Source organism: Amycolatopsis sp. NPDC024027, from assembly GCF_040638975.1.
Classification (GTDB): Bacteria; Actinomycetota; Actinomycetes; order Mycobacteriales; family Pseudonocardiaceae; genus Amycolatopsis.
Window position 1 is genome coordinate 256,120 of sequence record NZ_JBEZYY010000009.1, and the last position, 16,751, is coordinate 272,870.

The following is a 16,751-nucleotide window of genomic DNA, read 5'->3' on the forward strand; positions in this document are numbered from 1 at the left end:
GGACGCGAGCGCGACGGACCCTCAGGCGCCGGACAGGCGGATCGCGGCGGCCGGGCAGGTCAGTTCCGCCTGCCGGACCGCCTCCTCCTCGCCGGCGCCCGGCTCCCCGGTGAGGAGGACGACCGTGCCGTCGTCCTCGTTCTGGTCGAACGTCCCGGGCGCGAGCAGCACGCACTGGCCGGACGAGACGCAGCTTTCCGTGTCGACGGTGATCTTCATCGGCTCACCACTCCACCGGCACGCGCTCGACGCCACCGGCCACGCGGTTGGTGCGCACCGGGATCTCGTCGATCCCGACGGCGAGCCGCAGGCCCGGGAAGCGGCGGAACAGCTTGGGGAACACCGTCCGCAGCTCGGTGCGGGCGAGGTTGGCGCCGATGCAGACGTGAGCGCCGGTGCCGAAGGCGAGGTGCACGTTCGGCGTCCGGTCCGGGTCGAACCCGTCCGGGTCGGCGAACACCGACGCGTCCCGGTTGGCCGCGTCGCTGGAGATGAGCACGGCGTCGCCGCGCATGATCCGCGTTCCGGCGATCTCGACGGTTTCGTGCGCGTACCGCAGCAGGCCGGTGCCGCTGGTCGCGGTCAGCCGCAGGATCTCCTCGACGGTCTGGGCGACCTGGCCCTCCGGGTCGGCGGCGAACCGGTCGCGGCGGGCGGGGTCGCTCAGCAGGAACAGCGTGCCCATCGCGATGCGCGTCGACGTCGTCTCGTGCCCGGCGAACAGCAGCCCGGCGCCCATCCGGGCGAGGTCCTCGTCGGTGAAGGCCGGGTCTTCGGCCTGGACCGCGACCATGTCGGAGATGACGTCGGGCTGCGGGTTCGCGCGCTTGGCGTCGGCCAGCTTCGTCATGTACGCCATGAACTCGGCCATCGCCGCCTGGGCGTCTTCGCCGCCGTCCATCACCGCGATCCGCTCGGACAGCCCGCGGAAGTGCTCCCGGTCGGCGTAGGGGACGCCGAGCAGTTCGCAGATCACCAGCACCGGCAGGGGAAACGCGAGGAAGTCGGTCAGGTCGACCGGCTCGCCGGGGTGCGCGGCGCGCGCGGCCTCGAGGTCGTCGAGGCAGCGGTCGGTCAGTTCCGCGATGCGGTCGCCGAGGGCGCGCATCCGGGGCGCGGAGAACGCGGGCGCCAGCATCCGGCGCATCCGCTTGTGGTCGCGCTCCTCGGTGTCGAAGTCCCCGCTCGGGCCGTCCTGCAAGGCGGCGAAGGAGATCCGCGACGCCTGTTCCGGCGCCGGGTGCGACCGGCCGAAGCGGCGGTCGCGGAAGACCTCCTTGGCCTCCTCGTAGGACGTCACCAGCCAGGCCGGGTCGCCGGCCGGGGTGAGCACCCGGCTCACCGGCGCCTGCCGCCGGAGGGCTTCGTAGTCCGGGGCGATCGCGAGCGCGTTCGCGCGGGCGAAGGGGAGGCGAGGCGTCTCTTCGGTGGTGGTCATGCGTCTTCCCTCGGATCGGTGGTGAGGTCGGCGAGCCAGCGGAGTTCGGCGTCGAACTTCCCGAGCACGTGCTGCAGCGCGGCCCGGCTCCACGGATCGGCCTGCCCGGCGGCGAGCCCGGTGAGCCGGGCTCGCTCGACGGTCAGCGCGGTCGTCCGGGTCTCGAGCACGCGTGCTCGTTCCGCCGGGCGCAGCCAGGCGAAGTTCCCGACGCGGGCCAGGAACTCGGGCTCGTTGAGCGCCAGGTCGGCCGGGAAGTCCGCGAGCATGTCGTGCAGCAGTTCCCGCCCGACTTCGGTGATCGTGTAGACGTGCCGCGGCGGTTTGGCGGCCTGCTCCTCCGCGCTGCGGCTCACCGCGCCCGCGTCGACGAAGCGCCGCAGGGTCGGGTAGAGCGAGTTGTTCGACAGGGTGTGGCCGGTCGAAGCCTCCACGGCCTTGCGCAGCTCATAGCCGTGCATCGGCTCGACGGCCAGCTTCGACAGCAGAAGGATTTCGATCCACACCTAGGTCACCGTAACCTAGGACTCGGTGACCCGGCAATGGCTCACTGTGACAAGTGGACGGAAATTTTCCGTTGCGCCGAGGAGGCAGGCCGTCCGGAAGTCGCCATGACACGAATCGGTCGCGGTCGGTCACACCGCCGCCGAGTCAATCCCTTGTTCAGGCATGGATGCCGACATGAAGCGTTTTCACCAAGGCGGCGCGGTGCGCTCGGTTGCGTTGGCAGTGGTCGCGACGCTCCTCGTCGTCCTGGTCAGTGCCTGCCAGCCGCCGGTCAAGACGGTCGTCGCGGTGGGCGTGACGGCCACCGCGAACGAGCCGGCGATCGCGCTGACCGCCAAGGGCAAGGCCACGCTCCACGAAGCGATCACCCAGGGTGAGACGCGCGTGGTGATCTACCAGCCGGGGACGCAGCAGGCCGTGTTCGACGAGGACCTGACCGTCCGGCGTGGAGAGGAGCAGGAGAACAACGCCAAGCTGATCGAGGACGGATTCGCCGCGAAGCTGCAGGCTGTGCGGTCGGGCCTGCGGAAGGCGGCGGACAACACCGGCCAGCTCGACCTGTTCGGGCTGCTCGTCCAGCTGTCGCACGTCTCGGACGCGCAGAAGCTGCTCGTGTACAGCAGCGGCCTGCAGACGACGGGAGAGCTGAACCTGGTCCCGCCCGGTTCGGACTTCGACGTCGACCGCACGTTGGCGGCGCTTCCCGAGAAGTCCCTGCCGGACCTGACGGGCAAGGAGGTCGTGTTCGCAGGCCTCGGCCAGGTGGCGGGCCCCCAGCGTGCGCTGACCGAGGAAATGCGGCGGAACGTCGAGCGCCTGTGGCTGGGCGTCTGCGCCATGGCGAAGGCCGCCAAGTGCTCGATCGACCCCGATTCGGCCGCGGCCGGCGATCCGGCCGGGGCGAAGCCCGTGCCCACGATCGCGGTGCCCGACAAGGAATCCATCGTGGTGCCCAAGGGCGACGGCGTACAGGAGGTCACCATCCCGGCGGCCGTCTTCTTCCGGCCGAACTCCGCGGACTTCCAGCCGGGCGCCATGGAGGCGCTGAGCGGCCTGACCGGCCTGTTCGGGCCGGGGATCACGGCCACCGCGGTCGGGCACACCGCCACCTGGGGGCCGTTGCCGGGCGCGCAGGACCTGTCGCTCGCGCGCAGCCGGCGGGTCGTCGAGGCCCTGATCGGCTTCGGCGTGGCTCGCGCGGCGTTCACCAGCGTCACCGGGGTGGGGTTCCACCCGGTGATCGAGCCCGACGTCGACGCGCGGGGGCAGCTGATCCCCGCGGCCGCGGAACGGAACCGGGTCGTCGTGCTCACCATTCACCCGCGAAACGAGGAGTCGTCATGATCCACCGTGGACTCGTCCCCAGGGTCAGCTGGTGGCTGTGGCTGCTGCACCCCATCCAGGCCTACTGGATCACCTTCCTGATCCGCGAGGCACACCGGCACGAATCCGAAAACGTCCGGCCGGACGCGCTGACGTGGGGCGAGAAGGCGTTGTTCGTGCGGGTCCAGGCGCGGATCCGCACGTCGGTCGCCGCGGCGGCGGCCAGGATCAACGCCTTGGCCGCCGAGCAGCAGGCTGCGCTCGCCGCCGCCGCCCGCAACCGGCGGCAGGCGGTGAACGAACGCACCCGGCTCCGCACGCCCGACTCCGAGGTGAAGACGGTGGCGGCGGGACCGATCACCGCGTCGGCCGCGCAGGAACTGCTGAGCCGGCAGCAGGCGAAGGTGGAGAAGGAGGTCGAGCAGGGCGAGACTCGGCACCTCGACCGGCCGTCCAAGCTCCGCCGGGGATTCGCCTACGTGCTCATCTCGGTCGACGTCGCGGCCATCTTCAACGCGTTCGCCATGCTCTACAACGTGAAACTCGCCGATCCCAAGGTGACGGACCTCGTTGCGGTCGGCGGGTTCTCGGTGATCGCCGCCGGCGTGCTCGGGCACCTGGCGCACTCGACGGGACACACGGTCTGGGAAGCGCGGGCCACCGGGCGCCCGGCCCCGCCTCGGACCGGCGCCGGCGGAATGGAGGAGCAGGGTGGCGCGGCACCCGCGGCACCGTGGCCGGGTGAATTCCCGCCGCGCAAAGCGACGCTCATCGCGAAGATGCTGGGTCTGTTCGTCGTGAGCGTGCTCAGCGGGCTTTCGATCCTCACCCGGGTGGTCGAGGAAGCGACCCGGATCGACAATCCCGTTCTCGGCTGGGTGCTGGGCATCTTGGTCGCGTCCGCCGCGGTGCTGGCGCCCTGGCTGGTCGTCATCGACCAGATGCGCTCCGGTTCGCTGGAAATCCGCACGATCGACGCACTGACGAAGATCGTCCAGGAATCGAGCGACGCGGTCCTGAAATCCGAAGAAGCGGCGGCGAAGGACCAGGAACGGGCGGTTTCGCTGTACGCGCAGGCGAAGAAGGTCGGTCAAACGGAAGGGAGTGCCGTCGACAAAAAGGCCGCGTTCGTCGAAAAGGTCGTCACGATGGCGCGGAGCCTGCACCAGCGGTCGGGGCGGCTCGCGCTCCTCCCCGATTCCGCCGAAGGTCAGGGCGGTGTCGCTCCCGAGACGCTCGCCGGCGCGATCAGAGCCGACAAGTCGGCGATCGACGAGGCGTTGACGCAGTTGTTCCAGCCGGAAGAGCCCGGCGAACCGGAACCCGATGGTCCGGACGGACCATGGGGCGCGGTCGCCTGACGGAGTAACGATGGGGTGTCGACATCCACCGGATGCCGGCACCCCTGTTGCGTCCGGTGGCGGGTGAACGACCACCTGGCGTGATTCATGCGATCCGATTCAACCGGTTTCCGGAATTCCCCCGCGGCGCGTCACACACGCGCCGCTTCGAACCGTTGTCAGGGGGTGGAGACCCAGACCCGCTCGGTGTGGCACCTTCGGCCGGCCTGCCGGCTGAGTGCGGTGCGCATCGCGCAGTACGTCGAGTCGATCCCACAGTACGGCCGGATCCCGGTGCCGCGGTGCCGCCGATGCGTGGGTGAGCTCGTGACCGAACCACGAAGCGTCCCTGACGAGGAAGACCCGTCGCCGGCCGGGATCGAGCCGCGGCAAGAGGGTGCGGCCGGTACGCCGGGAGCCGACGCCCGGAGCCTCCGGCGCCGCTTCGAGCACACCCGGCCGCGCCCGACGCGCGCGCGGGAAGTGCTGGGCCTGGTGACGGCGCGGGGGTGGGCCGTGCTCGTCCGGCAGGCCAAGGCGAAGCTGGGAGCGCACCGCAGGCATGCGGAAGACATCGTCCAGCAGGCGCTGCAGGTCGTGCTGGCCAATCCGAGGTTCGACCCGGATCACGACGTCGAAAAGGTCATGGCGTTCGTCTCCCAGCAGGTCGGCTGGCAGGTGGCCGAGTTCTTCAAACGCCGGCAGCCGGATCTGCTCGGCGATGCGGCGGAGGAAACCGACGTCCACGCCTTCGGGGTGGCGGCCACGGCGGACCCGGCCGACGAAGTGCTCGCGGAAGGCTTTCTGCGCGACGTGCTGGACCGCGTCGGCTTGACCGACACCGAGCGCGCCATCTTCGAGCGGCTCCTCTCCAGCCCCGGCATGTCGATGCAGGACATGGCCGTCGCGGAAGACCCGGCTCGGGACGGCGAGTCGGCCAAGACGCGCGCGACGAGTCTCCGGCAAGCGAAGGTGCGGGCCATCAAGCGGTTCCGGACGGCGGTCGGGTGGACCAAGGAGGAAGCGGATGTACTCAAGACCGTTTACGTCGAGGGGCTGGCCGGCGGAGCTGAGACCGCCGGACCCGCTCTGGCGCCCGACGAGTTCGAGAAGGTCTATGTTTCCGCCGTGCGCAAGCTGCAGGTCTTCCTCTACCGGGACGGGACTGATGTGTCATGAGCGATGACCGCGGGGAGAACCTCCTCGATCTCTTGCTCGTGCGCGCCTGGTGGCGGGCGAACGCGACCGTCGAGATCGCCTTCCGGCCGGAAGCCGACGCTGTGCTCATCGGCTTCGTCGACGCGCCCGCCGCGCACGAACTCGACCACGGCAAGTTCGTCTCGGCGGGCTTCGACACCGCGGACCCCGGGGAGGAACCCCACCTGACTTCGCTGTGCGTCGTGCACCCCACCGGATTGCCGCCGGAGGACGAGGCGTGGGTGTGCGCGCTGGTCGGCGAACCGGTCTGGGCATTCGCGCGCAGGATCGCGGCCGCCGGGACGGTGTCGGCCGAGACGAGCGTGCCGGCCGGGCAGATCGGTTCGCTGGTCGCCAGGTGGAGCGGGCTCTTGGCGGAGAGCGGCGACGACCGGCGCGTCTCCCTGGCGAGCTGGACCGGGCAGCTCGAGCTGTCCGGCGCCGGTACCCGTGGCGACGTGGAGGAGCCGTGGCCCATCGACGCGACGCGCGTGGTGGACGACCTGGTGTTCTTCCGCGAGGCGTTCGGCCGGGATCCGCGGCGGGCGGAATCGTGGCCGGAGATCCAGGTTTCCCTGAGCCGGTCCGACCGCGTCGATCTGCTCAGCCTGGAGATGCCGGTGCCGGACCTGCCCGTTCCCGGGCGGCACATCACCGCCGTCGTGATGCAGAACGCGGGTCGCTGGGACGTTCCGCTCGACCCGAAGCCCAAAACCTGCGAATCGCCGACCGAGTTCGTCCGGGGCGCGCTCGAACTGCCCCACGGCAGCTTGAACGCCGCACCGATGGACGTCAAGCTCACCGTCGTACGGCGAAGGTCCGGTACGGAGCCACGGCTCCGCCATCCATGACCGCTCGCTCGGAGTGGTCCGAGGTGCTCGCGGCAGCCGAGCGCGACGGCGCGTCCAGCACCCTGGCGATGCTGTGCGTGGCAGGCGACGACATCGTCGCCGACCACGTGTTCAGCGAGTCGGTCGAGGGCCGGCCGGGCGGCCGGCCGGCCAGGTGGACCGTGCGCCGGGCGGCGGCGATGCTCCTCGATTCCCCGGAATCCACGCCGCACCAGAAGGTGATCGGCTTGATCGCGCGGTACGCGTCGCCGAGCCGGGGGCTGACCGCCGGTGCCCGCCTCGATCTCGACCTCGCCGCGTTCCGGGACTCTTGCGAAAAGGCGGTCGTGGCCGCCAACGCCCTCGGCGCCCCCGAGCTCATCGGCTGGGCGCACTTCCGGGCCGGGAAAGCGGCCTACGGGCAGATGAGCTGGGACGACGCCATCGCCCACCTCGAGTCGGGTGCGGCGTGCCTCGAGCACGCGCTGGGCCCGGTGTCCCGGCCGGCCGGGACGATCGCCGCCGCGGCGGGCGGCCCGAGCTGGCTGCCGCCGCCGGAAGTCCTGCTCCGCACCCTGGTGTGCAAATGCCTGCACCTCCTGTGCCGGGTGGCCGAATCCACCGGCCGCTACGACTTCTGGGCCGCCGCTTGTGAGCGGTTCCGCCGGCACGCCGAACCGCTGATCGGGGCACGGGCCTCGCTGTACTCCGAAAGCCTGATGCACCGGGCCGCGATCGCCCGCGCCCAGGGTGACCGGGACGCGTTCCGCCGGCTCGAGGCCGAGCTGGGCCGGGTGTTCCCCGACGAAGGCGGGCTGCCGCACCCGGAGGTCATCCGCATGCGGATGGGCAACGCGGAAGCACTGGGGGACTGGGACCGGGTCATCGAACTCGCCCAGGACTGCATCGGGACCATCGCGGCCAGAGCCGGGAGCCCGTTCGGCACCACGCCGCCGTCGCCGTCGGAGGTCCTGACGTTCGTGGCCGGCCTGCACGCGGCCGGCGCCCGGCACCGGCTGATCGCGGTCGGCAACGCCGCCTACGCGCTCGCCAATGCCGGCTACCGCAACTGCAGCGCGGAGGTCGAGCCGGCGGCGTGGCTCGACGTGGCCGAGGCGTGCTGGCACCAGATCGGCATCAACGCCCCGTGCGCGGTCCAGCTGTCCAGGCTGCGCCTGCTGGCGCGCGATTCGGCCGGCACCGAGCTCGATCTCGTCATCGCGAAGATGGTGGCCGTCAGCCGGATCGGTCTCCGGTACGCACTGCGGCGCAACGCGGCACTCGATGCGGCCCGCCTGTGCCGTCCGGGTGACCCCGTTCCGCGTGATCGGCTCCGGGAGATGCTGAAGGCCGATCCCGGCGCCGGGATCGGGCACGCCGCCCGGCTGCGCGGTGCTCTGGCGCTGTGGCAGTTCCGCGCCGCCGAAGCGGCGGTCCGCACCCCGAAGAGCGTCCAGCGCTGGAAACGGGTCGAGAAGAGGGCGCGCCAAGCGGCCGTGGAACTCGAGCGGCAAGGCGCGATGATCGACCCCGGACTGGCCGCCGAATGCTGGTCCGCGGCCGCCTCGGCGGCCGCCCGGCTCGGGACGGCGGACGACGACCACCGCCTGGAATTGTTGATCAACGCGGTCAACTGCGTTGCTCAGCGGCTGGTTTCCCTGTCGACGCAGGCGGAACGCGGCCGCGCCATCGAGCGGTACGGTCCGGTTTTCGAGGAGGCCGCGGACCTCGCGCTGCGCCGGGACCACGCCGCCGCCCTCGACTTCGTGCTGGAGGCGTCCCGGCGCGACCGGGTCGGCGTTCTCCTCGCCAACCTCAGCAAGGAGGAGTTCGTCAGCGCGACGGTGCGCTCCGCCGCCGAACAGGTCCAGGCGACCAGCGTCGCCTTGCACGGCTCGGACGCCGCCGGCGTCTTCACCGCGACGCTGCCCGTCTGCTCGGGCGACCGGTTCGGTCGCTCGGCCGAGGCACTGGCGCATCGGCGGCAGCGGGCGATCGCCCGTGCCGAGCAGGTGATCGGGCCGCTCGTCGCCCAGGCCGACGTCAAGATCTCGGAGTCGTACACGGCGGCACAGGTCCTTCGGGACGCCAGGCCCGCCGGCGAGTTCGTGATCCTGCAGTTCGCGCCCGCGGGGCTTCCGGCCGGTGGCCGGCTCGAGTTCTACCGCCGGCTCAGCTGGCAGACCGAAGCCGGGACCGTCGGCGAAGAATCCGTGCGCATCGCGATGACGGCCGACCTCGTGAACGTCGATCCGAGCCGTCCGGACTACTTCGCCGCCCGCAGGCTGGAGGCCCTCGGTGCGCTGCTGCTCCCGCCGCGGCTGCGGGCGATGCTGGCGAAACCGGGCACTGATCCGGTCCGGCTGGTCGTGGTGCCGACCGGGCTCTTCCACGTCCCGTTCGAGGCGTTGCCCCTCGACGAGGACAGCTGTCTCGTCGACCGGGCCGTGCTGAGCCTGCACAGTTCGCTCAGCACCGCCGCCTCCCTGGTGTCGGCCGAGCCCAGCGCCACGGTGGGGGCCGTCGCCACCTACGACCCGTCGCTGAAGTTCGCCGCGGCCGAGCTGGCCGCTCTCCGGAAGGAGATGGACGTCGAGGAAGCCGACACCCGCGCAGCACTGGAAATCGCCCTCGGTGGGGGTCCCACGGCCTACGAGATGCTCGTCCTCGGCCTCCACGGCGACGACGACCACGACGGCTGGGGCCAGACCAAGTGCTTGCCGGACGGGACGTCGATCGCCGCCGCCGACGTGCTCGGCTGGACGGTTCCACCGCTGTGCGTGCTGGCGTCGTGCCACTCCAGCATCAAGATCCGCCCCGGCGGGGAGCTGGCCGGGTTCCCCCTCGCCCTGTTCCTGCGGGGAGCGAAGACCGTCATCGGCGGTCTCTACGCGATCGAAGACGAAGCAACGAGCCAGATCCTCAGCCTGTTCTGGCGGTGCTACGCGGAAACGCACAACCCGGTCTTGGCGCTGCACGCCGCGAAGGCCGAATGGCTGGCGGCCGACCCGGACCGGCGGCGTTATCCGCGTCGCTGGGCCGGCCTGATCGTCTACGGTGGCGCCCAGCACTGATCCACTCCCGGTGATCGGACAGGTGCTCGACGTGAGCGCGGTCTCTGTGTAGCGTTGTAAGCGGCTGCTTACAACCAGGAGCACGGGGGTTTCCGGATGACTGCCACCCACACCGAACCGCTCGCCTACCCCTTCAACGAGGAGGCCGGGCTCGACCTGAACGAGGCGTACGCGGCGGCGCGGGAAGCCGACGGCCTGGTCCGGGTGAAGATGACCTACGGGGAGCCGGCGTGGCTGGCCACCCGCTACGCCGATGCCCGGCTGGTGCTGGGCGACCGCCGCTTCTCGCGGGCGATGGAGAAGGAAAAGGACGCCCCGCGCCGCTCGCCGGTCGTGCGCGACGGCGGCATCCTGCAGATGGACCCGCCCGACCACACGCGGCTGCGGACGCTCGTCGCGAAGGCGTTCACCATGCGCCGCGTCGAGCAGCTCCGGCCACGCGTCGCCTCGCTCGCGGCCGAACTGATCGCGGAGATGAAGGCCGCCGGTGCGCCCGCCGACCTCGTCGACGCCTACGCGTTGCCGATCCCGGTCGCGGTGATCTGCGAGCTGCTCGGCGTCCCGGTCGCCGACCGGCCGAAGTTCCGCGTCTGGAGCGACGCGGCGCTGTCCACGAGCGGGCTGACCCCCGAGGAGTTCGAGCGCAACCGCGAAGAGCTGCGCGACTACATGCGCGGCCTGATCGCCGAGCACCGCGCGCGGCCCCAGGACGACCTGATGACGGCGCTGATCGAAGCCCGCGACGTCCGCGACCGGCTGACCGAGCTGGAGCTGGTCGACCTGTGCGTCGGCATCCTCGTCGCCGGCCACGAGACCACCGCGAGCCAGATCCCGAACTTCGTCTACGCGCTGCTGGACCAGCCCGCGCAGTGGGAGCGGCTGTGCGCCGACCCGGACCTGATCCCGGCCGCGGTCGAGGAGCTGCTGCGGTTCGTGCCGCTGGGCGCCGGCGCGGGCTTCCCGCGGTACGCCACCGAGGACGTCCCGGTCGGCGGTGTGCTGGTCCGGGCGGGCGAGCCGGTGCTGGTCGCGGTCGGCGCGGCCAACCGCGACCGGCTGCAGTTCGCCGACGCGGACGAGCTGCGCTTCGACCGCCCGGACCAGCACCACCTGGGCTTCGGCCACGGCGTCCACCACTGCCTCGGCGCGCCCCTGGCCCGGCTGGAACTGCAGGAGGCGCTGCGCGCGTTGGTCACCGAGATGCCGGGGTTGCACCTCGCCGGCGATATCGTGTGGAAGACGCAGATGCTCGTCCGCGGACCGCGGTCGATGCCGATCGGATGGTGACGCATGAGCTGGCACGTGGAAGTCGATGAACACACCTGTATCGGGTCGGGGATGTGTGCGGCCCTGATGCCGGAGCTGTTCACCCTCGACGGCCCGGTGGCACACCCGGTGACGTCGTCGGTCGACGCCGACGAGACCGTCCTCGACGCGGCGGACTCCTGCCCGGCGATGGCCATCACGGTCACCGACGGCGGCCGCGAGATCGGCCCACGCCCCTAGGGAACTGGTCCGTTCGAGTGGAGGTCGCCGGAGGAGTCAACCGGGGGCCGGGAACCGGCGTGAGGAGCACCGTCCTTGTGGTGAGAACGACGGAGGGTGCACTTCATGCGGAAAATTCTGTCCTCGGTGCTGGCTGTGCTGAGCATCGTGCTGACGGTGGGTGTGGTGTCGGCGGCGCCGGCGAGCGCGGCGGTGTCGTGCTCGGGAACGGTCACCTACGACTACACGGTCGCCGGCCTCGGTGAGTTGACGATCTACTACAACTCCACGAACGGCGGAACGAACAGCGCCTGCTTCTACCACCGGGGTGCGGCCTACGGCGTGGCCGCGCCGACCTACGTCCGGGCGTATCGCTGCTTCGAGGCCAGCGGCGAAGGCCAGCCGTGCACCGTCGACATTTCGTCCACCGCGGATTTGGGCAACTTCGCCTACCACGCGGGGCCTCGAGGCGTCACCGGCACGGCCAACCGCTGCGTGGCGGCGTACGGCTACATCGACTGGGGTGGCAGTCGCTACTACGTCAGCAGCGGGCGTCAGGGCTGCTGATGCCTGGCCGGCCTCTCGGCCGGCGAAAACCGGCCGTGCTCGGTGACCACGGCCGTGACGAGTTCGAACGGGGTGACGTCGAAGGCGGGGTTGAACACCCGCGCGTCCGGCGGCGTGATCGGCACCCCGGCGTACCCGGTGAGCTCGCGGGCGTCGCGTTCCTCGATGGCGATGCCCGCGCCGTCCGCGAGTTTGCTGTCCACAGTGGAGGAAGGCGCGACCACGACGAACGGGATTTCGTGGTGCCGCGCGGCGATGGCGAGGCCGTAGGTGCCGATCTTGTTGGCGACATCGCCGTTCGCCGCGATCCGATCGGCGCCGACGAGCACGCAGTCGACCATCCCGCGAGCCATGGCGGCCGCGGCGGCGCCGTCGGGCTGCACGCGGTAGGGAACCTTCTCCTGGGCGAGCTCCCACGCCGTCAGCCGGGCGCCTTGGAGCAGCGGGCGCGTCTCGTCGACGAGGACTTCTTCGACGAGCCCGCGTTCGTGCAGGTGCCAGACGACACCGAGGGCGCTGCCCCAGCCGACGGTCGCCAGGCGCCCGGCGTTGCAGTGGCTGAGCAGCCGCAGGGGCCGTCGCGGGCATTCGGCGAGCACGATCTCGGCGGCGTGCTTCGAGGCGGCCTTGTTGAGAAGTTCGTCCTCGTCGAGCAGGGCGAGCGCTTCGGCGAGGACGGCGTCTTCGCCTTGGCCGAGTTTCCCGAGCGCGCGCTCGACGCCCCAGGCGAGGTTGACGGCGGTGGGCCGCGCGTGCGCGATGAGCTCGGCATCTCTCCGGACGTCGCTGTCTAGGCGCGCGGACAGGGCAACACCGAGCGCCCCGGCGGCCCCGAGAGCGGGCGCGCCCCGGACGGCGAGCCGTTTGACGGCGTCGACGAGCTCCCCGACGGTCCTCAGCTCGAGGAGCCGGTACTCGCCGGGCAGCGCGGTCTGGTCGATGACGACGATGGCGCCGTCGGCCCAGTCGATGGTCCTGCGCACGAGCCCTCCTGGGGTTTTCCGCTTGCCCGGCCGGTGAAGATGGGGCGGTGACCATTGAACGGCAGAACCCGCCCGGCTTGCACGCAACACCGGGCTACCACCACGTGACGGTGACCTCGGCACCCCGGACGGTGTACCTGGCGGGCCAGTGCCCCCTGACCCCGGACGGCACACTGGCCGAGGGCGGCGTCCTGGCCCAGACGGACCAGGTGGCAGCCAACACGGCGGCGGCCCTGGAGTTCGCGGGAGCCACCCCATCGGACGTGGTCCGCACGGTGATCTACGTGGTGACGGCGGACCGCGCGGTGCTGTCTTCGGTCTGGGACCGCTTGACGGCGTCCGAAATCGGCCCGGCGTTCACCACGGCGAGCACGTTGCTGGGGGTCGCCCGGCTCGGATACCCGGGCCAGCTGGTGGAGCTGGACGTGACGGCCGCCCTGACCTGACCCGGGATGCCCCGCCAGTCACGCGAGATGCCTGCTGATCACGCGAGTGCGGTGTACCCGGAGGGTCGACTCGCGTACCTGGGCGGACGACTCGCGTACCCGGAGGGTCGGGTTGGCGTGATCGGGGACGGATCTCGCGTGATTGGAGGGCGATCTCGCGTGACTGGAGGGGCATCTCGCGTGATTGGCGGGTCAACACGGGCCGGTTGATCACTCGCGCTCGCTGATATCTCCCATCCGGGCCCCGGGTGGGTCAGAGGCCGGCCATCAGGTCTGTCTCGGTGATTCCCGGGCCCTCTCCCCACCTGATGAACCACTCCGTGCCGAAGGCGAAGGTGAATGCGTCGTCCGGCATGGCCAGCATGAACATGTCCTCGCTGATCTGGCTCGGGTGCGCGCGCATCGCCGCCCGCTTGACCGGCGCGTACTTCGACACGTCGACCGCCGCGGTGATCTCCGCCTCCGGCTTGCCGAACTCCACGTTCTCCGGCGGCTTCGGCGCCGCCTCGGGCGGCATCAGGCCCTGCTCCACCGCCGCTTCGAAGCCGCGCTGCATGAACTCGCGGTTGAACGTCGCCTGGAACACGCGGGCGGTGCCGGCCAGCTCGGCCGCGCGGAGGCCGACGCGGTGGACCTGGATGTGGTCCGGGTGGCCGTAGTCGCCGTTGTCGTCGTACACCGTCAGGACGTCGGCCGACTCCTCGCGCAGGATCGCCGCGAGCTGCTCGGCCGCCTTTTCGACGTCGGCGCGCCAGAAGCAGCCCGGCTCGTCGTTCGTCGGCTCGCCCATCATCCCCGAGTCGCGGTAGCCGAGGAACTCGACGCGTTCGACGCCGAGGATCTCCGCCGCCGCGTACGACTCCTGGACGCGCCGGTCCTCGAGCTTCTCGCCCTCGGCGAGGAATCCGTCGGGTACCTCGCCGACCTCGCCCTTGGTGGCGACGACGAGCACGACCCGGTGCCCGTCTTCGACGGCTTTGCGCATGACGCCCGCGGTGCGGAGGCACTCGTCGTCCGGGTGGGCGTGGAAGGTGACCAGTGTTGCCATGTCCGCGACGTTACCGGCTACCCCCGACAAAAACCGCCCTCGAAGATGCGCTCCCGCCGCTAGGGTCCGCGGTCGTGACCGAAAAGAGCACGTTGCTGACGTTCCTGCGGGCCCAGCGCGCGGTTGTCCTGGCGATCCTCGACGGCCTCGGCGAGGAAGCCCTGACGAAGGCGGTCCTCCCGTCCGGCTGGACCCCGCTGGACATGGTGGAACACCTCGGGGACGCGGAATGGCACTGGTTCCAGGAGATCGTCGCCGGCGCCGCGGGTCCGCTGCTCGGCGAACACGCGCCGCGGACCCCGGCGGCCGTCTTCGCCTACTACCGCGAACAGTGCCGCCGGTCCGACGAAATCTTCGCCGCGACGCCGCTGTCCGCGACGCCGCGAGGGCGGCACCCCGGCCCGCTCGGCGACGAAATCACCGATCTGCGCGGGGTCGTGCTCCACGTCATCGAAGAGACCGCGCGGCACGCCGGGCACCTGGACGTGGTGCGCGAGCTGCTCGACGGCCGCACCGGACTGGGCCCGCGCTAGGACTGCTCCTTCGAGCACCACCAGGTCGACCGGCCGCCGACCGTCCCGTGGCGCATTTCCGCGCCGCAGCGCGGGCAGTGGTCGCCCGCGCGGCGGTGGCCGATGATCTCGCCGGTGTGGACGCCGCCGTGGCGGATGGCCGCGCGCAACGCCTTCCGCAGCGCCTTGTGCAAGTGACCGAGGTCGTCGGAGCTCAGCTCGTCCACCGGCCGCGCCGGGGAAAGCGCCGCCTGCCAGAGGGTTTCGTCGGCCAGCAGGTTCCCGATCCCGGCCACCACCGACTGGTCCAGCAGCCGCGCCTTCAGCGGCGCCCGCCCGCGGCCGACGCGCTCGGCGAAGTCACGGCGCGAAATCTCCCCGGCGTCCGGGCCGAGCGCGTCGAGATCCGGGTCGAGCCGCACCCGGCTGAGCCGCCGCGTGTCGAACAGGCGCAGCTGTTCGCCATCGGCGAAAGTGATCCCGAACCGGAACCACTCGGGTTTCTCCACCCGATCGCGAGCCCGTCCGGGCGGTCCGCTCTCGCCGGCGAACCGCAGCTGCCCGGCCATCCCGAGGTGCAGGCCGAGGTTCGGGCCGGGCCGCCCGTCGCCGGCTTCCGTTTCGCACCAGAGCGTTTTGCCCCGCCGATGCGCTCCCACCAGCCGCCCGCCCCGCAACGCCGTGGCGATGTCCCCGGGGGCGTGGGGGCGGCAGACCCAGTCGTCGTGGTCGTCGACCGAGCGGATCTTCCGGCCGAGCGCACCGGCGAGGACCTGCCGGGCGAGTTCCACTTCGGGGAGTTCGGGCACGCGAACCAGTTTGCGTCAGGGACGCCGGTCGCGCCGCGCCAGCAGCAACGCCGGCAGGATCGCCACGGCGGTGAGCGCGAACGTCGCCGGGTACCCGGCGGAGCCGATCAGCAGCCCGGCGCCCAGCGCGCCGGCCGCCATGCCGAGGTCGTAGGCCGCGTTCCAGATCGCGCTCACCGCGCTCTCGCCGCCGGCGGGCACCCGGGCGTACATCAGCGACAGCGTCGCGTTCTGCAGGGCGCCGAACCCGGCGCCGAACACGAACGCCCCGCCGATCACCGCGGCCGGGGTGCCGATGAAGACGAGGCCCGCCACACCCGCCGCGGCCAGCAGCAGCCCCGGCACCAGCAGCCACGCCGGGCCGTGGCGGTCGCCGATCCGCCCGGCGGCCCAGCGCGCCGCGGTGGCCGCCGCGGGCTGGGCGAGCAACGCGCTGGCGGCGACCCAGGCCGGCTGGTCCGCGGCGGCGAGCGGGAGGAACGTGACCAGGACGCCGGCCGCCGCGGCCGACACCGCGAAGAGCGTCGCGGGCCGGGTCAGCACCGGGTTGCGCAGGCCGGCCAGGACGCCGTGGTCCGTTGCGGTGGCGGAGAAGGAGTGCCGCGGCAGGCCGGGCACCGACAGCAGGGCGAGCAGGGTCGCCACGGTCGTCACCACGAACACCGGCGCGTAACCCCAGTGCGCCGCCGCCCACACACCGGCCGGCAACGCGAGCAGGCTGGGGATCCCGCCGACGATCCCGACGAGCGCGAGGCCCTCGCCGCGCCGGTCCGCCGGGATCAGCAGGGCGGTGACGGCCCCGCCGGCCACCACGGCGATGGCGTACCCGATCCCGCGCACCACGCTGACCGCGATGATCACGCGGATGTCGTCGCTGAAGGCCAGGACGAGCGTCGGCACCCCGAGCAGGACCAGCCCGGCGGCCAGCGCCCACCGGTAGCCGACGCGGGCGACGAGCCGCGGCGTCACCAGCTCGGCGGCCACGGTGGCCAGCAGCAACGCGACCGTCGCGAGCCCCGCGGCGGCTTCCGAGCCGGCCTGCTTCGCGAACAGCGGCACCACCGAAAGCGGCAGGAAGAAGCCGATCGCCGAGCCGATGATCGAGACGAAGCGCACCAGCAGGGCGCGGGACACCAACCGGGGGCGGAGCTGCAGGTCGACGGTCATGCCGAGAACGCTAGAAGCGAACCGG

The 16,751-nt window shown here is 71.7% G+C and carries 17 protein-coding genes; 10 read left to right on the plus strand and 7 right to left on the minus strand.

The features are described 5' to 3' along the window. Positions 1–21 precede the first annotated feature (21 nt). The 3 genes from AB0F52_RS23485 to AB0F52_RS23495 are packed head-to-tail and all read right to left on the minus strand — an operon-like array spanning position 22 to position 1,944. Complete coding sequence (locus AB0F52_RS23485) at positions 22–219, minus strand: ferredoxin (RefSeq protein ID WP_360174648.1); 198 nt, start codon at positions 217–219, stop codon at positions 22–24. 4 nt (positions 220–223) lie between these two features. Continuing rightward, positions 224–1,438 carry a cytochrome P450 gene (locus AB0F52_RS23490; protein ID WP_360174651.1) on the minus strand — a complete coding sequence of 405 codons (1,215 nt, stop codon included), beginning with the start codon at positions 1,436–1,438 and terminating at the stop codon, positions 224–226. Further along, entirely contained in the window at positions 1,435–1,944 is a 510-nt protein-coding gene (locus AB0F52_RS23495; RefSeq protein ID WP_360174654.1) for a PadR family transcriptional regulator, read from the minus strand. The genes AB0F52_RS23490 and AB0F52_RS23495 overlap by 4 nt, the downstream gene beginning before the upstream one ends. Positions 1,945–2,119: 175 nt before the next feature. On the opposite strand from AB0F52_RS23495, the gene AB0F52_RS23500 reads away from it, so the two are divergent. The 8 genes from AB0F52_RS23500 (at position 2,120) to AB0F52_RS23535 (ending at position 11,761) form a co-directional block, all read left to right on the plus strand. Then, the gene (locus AB0F52_RS23500) at positions 2,120–3,289 is read left to right on the plus strand and encodes a hypothetical protein (protein ID WP_360174657.1); all 1,170 of its coding nucleotides are present in this window, start codon (positions 2,120–2,122) and stop codon (positions 3,287–3,289) included. Further along, a complete protein-coding gene (locus AB0F52_RS23505) occupies positions 3,286–4,629 on the plus strand; it encodes a hypothetical protein (RefSeq protein ID WP_360174660.1) in 1,344 nt (447 codons plus the stop codon). The genes AB0F52_RS23500 and AB0F52_RS23505 overlap by 4 nt, the downstream gene beginning before the upstream one ends. 495 nt (positions 4,630–5,124) lie before the next feature. Continuing rightward, positions 5,125–5,787, plus strand: a complete 663-nt coding sequence (locus AB0F52_RS23510) for a hypothetical protein (protein ID WP_360174663.1) — start codon at positions 5,125–5,127, stop codon at positions 5,785–5,787. Further along, positions 5,784–6,656 (plus strand): hypothetical protein, encoded by an 873-nt coding sequence (locus tag AB0F52_RS23515; RefSeq protein ID WP_360174666.1) that lies wholly within the window; start codon positions 5,784–5,786, stop codon positions 6,654–6,656. The genes AB0F52_RS23510 and AB0F52_RS23515 overlap by 4 nt, the downstream gene beginning before the upstream one ends. Continuing rightward, positions 6,653–9,709, plus strand: a complete 3,057-nt coding sequence (locus AB0F52_RS23520) for a CHAT domain-containing protein (RefSeq protein WP_360174669.1) — start codon at positions 6,653–6,655, stop codon at positions 9,707–9,709. Before AB0F52_RS23515 ends, AB0F52_RS23520 begins: the two co-directional genes overlap by 4 nt. 96 nt (positions 9,710–9,805) lie before the next feature. Continuing rightward, positions 9,806–10,996, plus strand: coding sequence for a cytochrome P450 (locus AB0F52_RS23525; protein ID WP_360174672.1), 1,191 nt, complete (start codon positions 9,806–9,808; stop codon positions 10,994–10,996). 3 nt (positions 10,997–10,999) lie between these two features. Beyond that, positions 11,000–11,215 carry a ferredoxin gene (locus AB0F52_RS23530; protein ID WP_103337614.1) on the plus strand — a complete coding sequence of 72 codons (216 nt, stop codon included), beginning with the start codon at positions 11,000–11,002 and terminating at the stop codon, positions 11,213–11,215. A gap of 105 nt (positions 11,216–11,320) precedes the next feature. Next, the gene (locus AB0F52_RS23535; RefSeq protein ID WP_360174675.1) at positions 11,321–11,761 is read left to right on the plus strand and encodes a hypothetical protein; all 441 of its coding nucleotides are present in this window, start codon (positions 11,321–11,323) and stop codon (positions 11,759–11,761) included. Here AB0F52_RS23535 and mtnA read toward each other — a convergent pair. Then, the gene (gene mtnA / locus AB0F52_RS23540) at positions 11,749–12,744 is read right to left on the minus strand and encodes an S-methyl-5-thioribose-1-phosphate isomerase (protein WP_360174678.1); all 996 of its coding nucleotides are present in this window, start codon (positions 12,742–12,744) and stop codon (positions 11,749–11,751) included. The two genes, AB0F52_RS23535 and mtnA, sit on opposite strands and share 13 nt — an antisense overlap. A gap of 47 nt (positions 12,745–12,791) precedes the next feature. Here mtnA and AB0F52_RS23545 point away from each other — a divergent pair, with 47 nt between their 5' ends. Beyond that, positions 12,792–13,190 carry a RidA family protein gene (locus AB0F52_RS23545; RefSeq protein WP_360174681.1) on the plus strand — a complete coding sequence of 133 codons (399 nt, stop codon included), beginning with the start codon at positions 12,792–12,794 and terminating at the stop codon, positions 13,188–13,190. A gap of 253 nt (positions 13,191–13,443) precedes the next feature. Here AB0F52_RS23545 and AB0F52_RS23550 read toward each other — a convergent pair whose 3' ends face one another. Beyond that, positions 13,444–14,238 (minus strand): PIG-L family deacetylase, encoded by a 795-nt coding sequence (locus AB0F52_RS23550; protein WP_360174684.1) that lies wholly within the window; start codon positions 14,236–14,238, stop codon positions 13,444–13,446. Positions 14,239–14,312: 74 nt separating this feature from the next. Between AB0F52_RS23550 and AB0F52_RS23555 the strand changes: the two genes are divergently transcribed. Beyond that, positions 14,313–14,771 (plus strand): DinB family protein, encoded by a 459-nt coding sequence (locus AB0F52_RS23555; RefSeq protein WP_360174687.1) that lies wholly within the window; start codon positions 14,313–14,315, stop codon positions 14,769–14,771. Here AB0F52_RS23555 and AB0F52_RS23560 read toward each other — a convergent pair. Continuing rightward, positions 14,768–15,559, minus strand: a complete 792-nt coding sequence (locus AB0F52_RS23560) for a DNA-formamidopyrimidine glycosylase family protein (RefSeq protein ID WP_360174690.1) — start codon at positions 15,557–15,559, stop codon at positions 14,768–14,770. The genes AB0F52_RS23555 and AB0F52_RS23560 overlap by 4 nt on opposite strands. Positions 15,560–15,574: 15 nt before the next feature. After that, positions 15,575–16,726, minus strand: a complete 1,152-nt coding sequence (locus tag AB0F52_RS23565) for an MFS transporter (RefSeq protein WP_360174693.1) — start codon at positions 16,724–16,726, stop codon at positions 15,575–15,577. Positions 16,727–16,751: the final 25 nt, after the last annotated feature.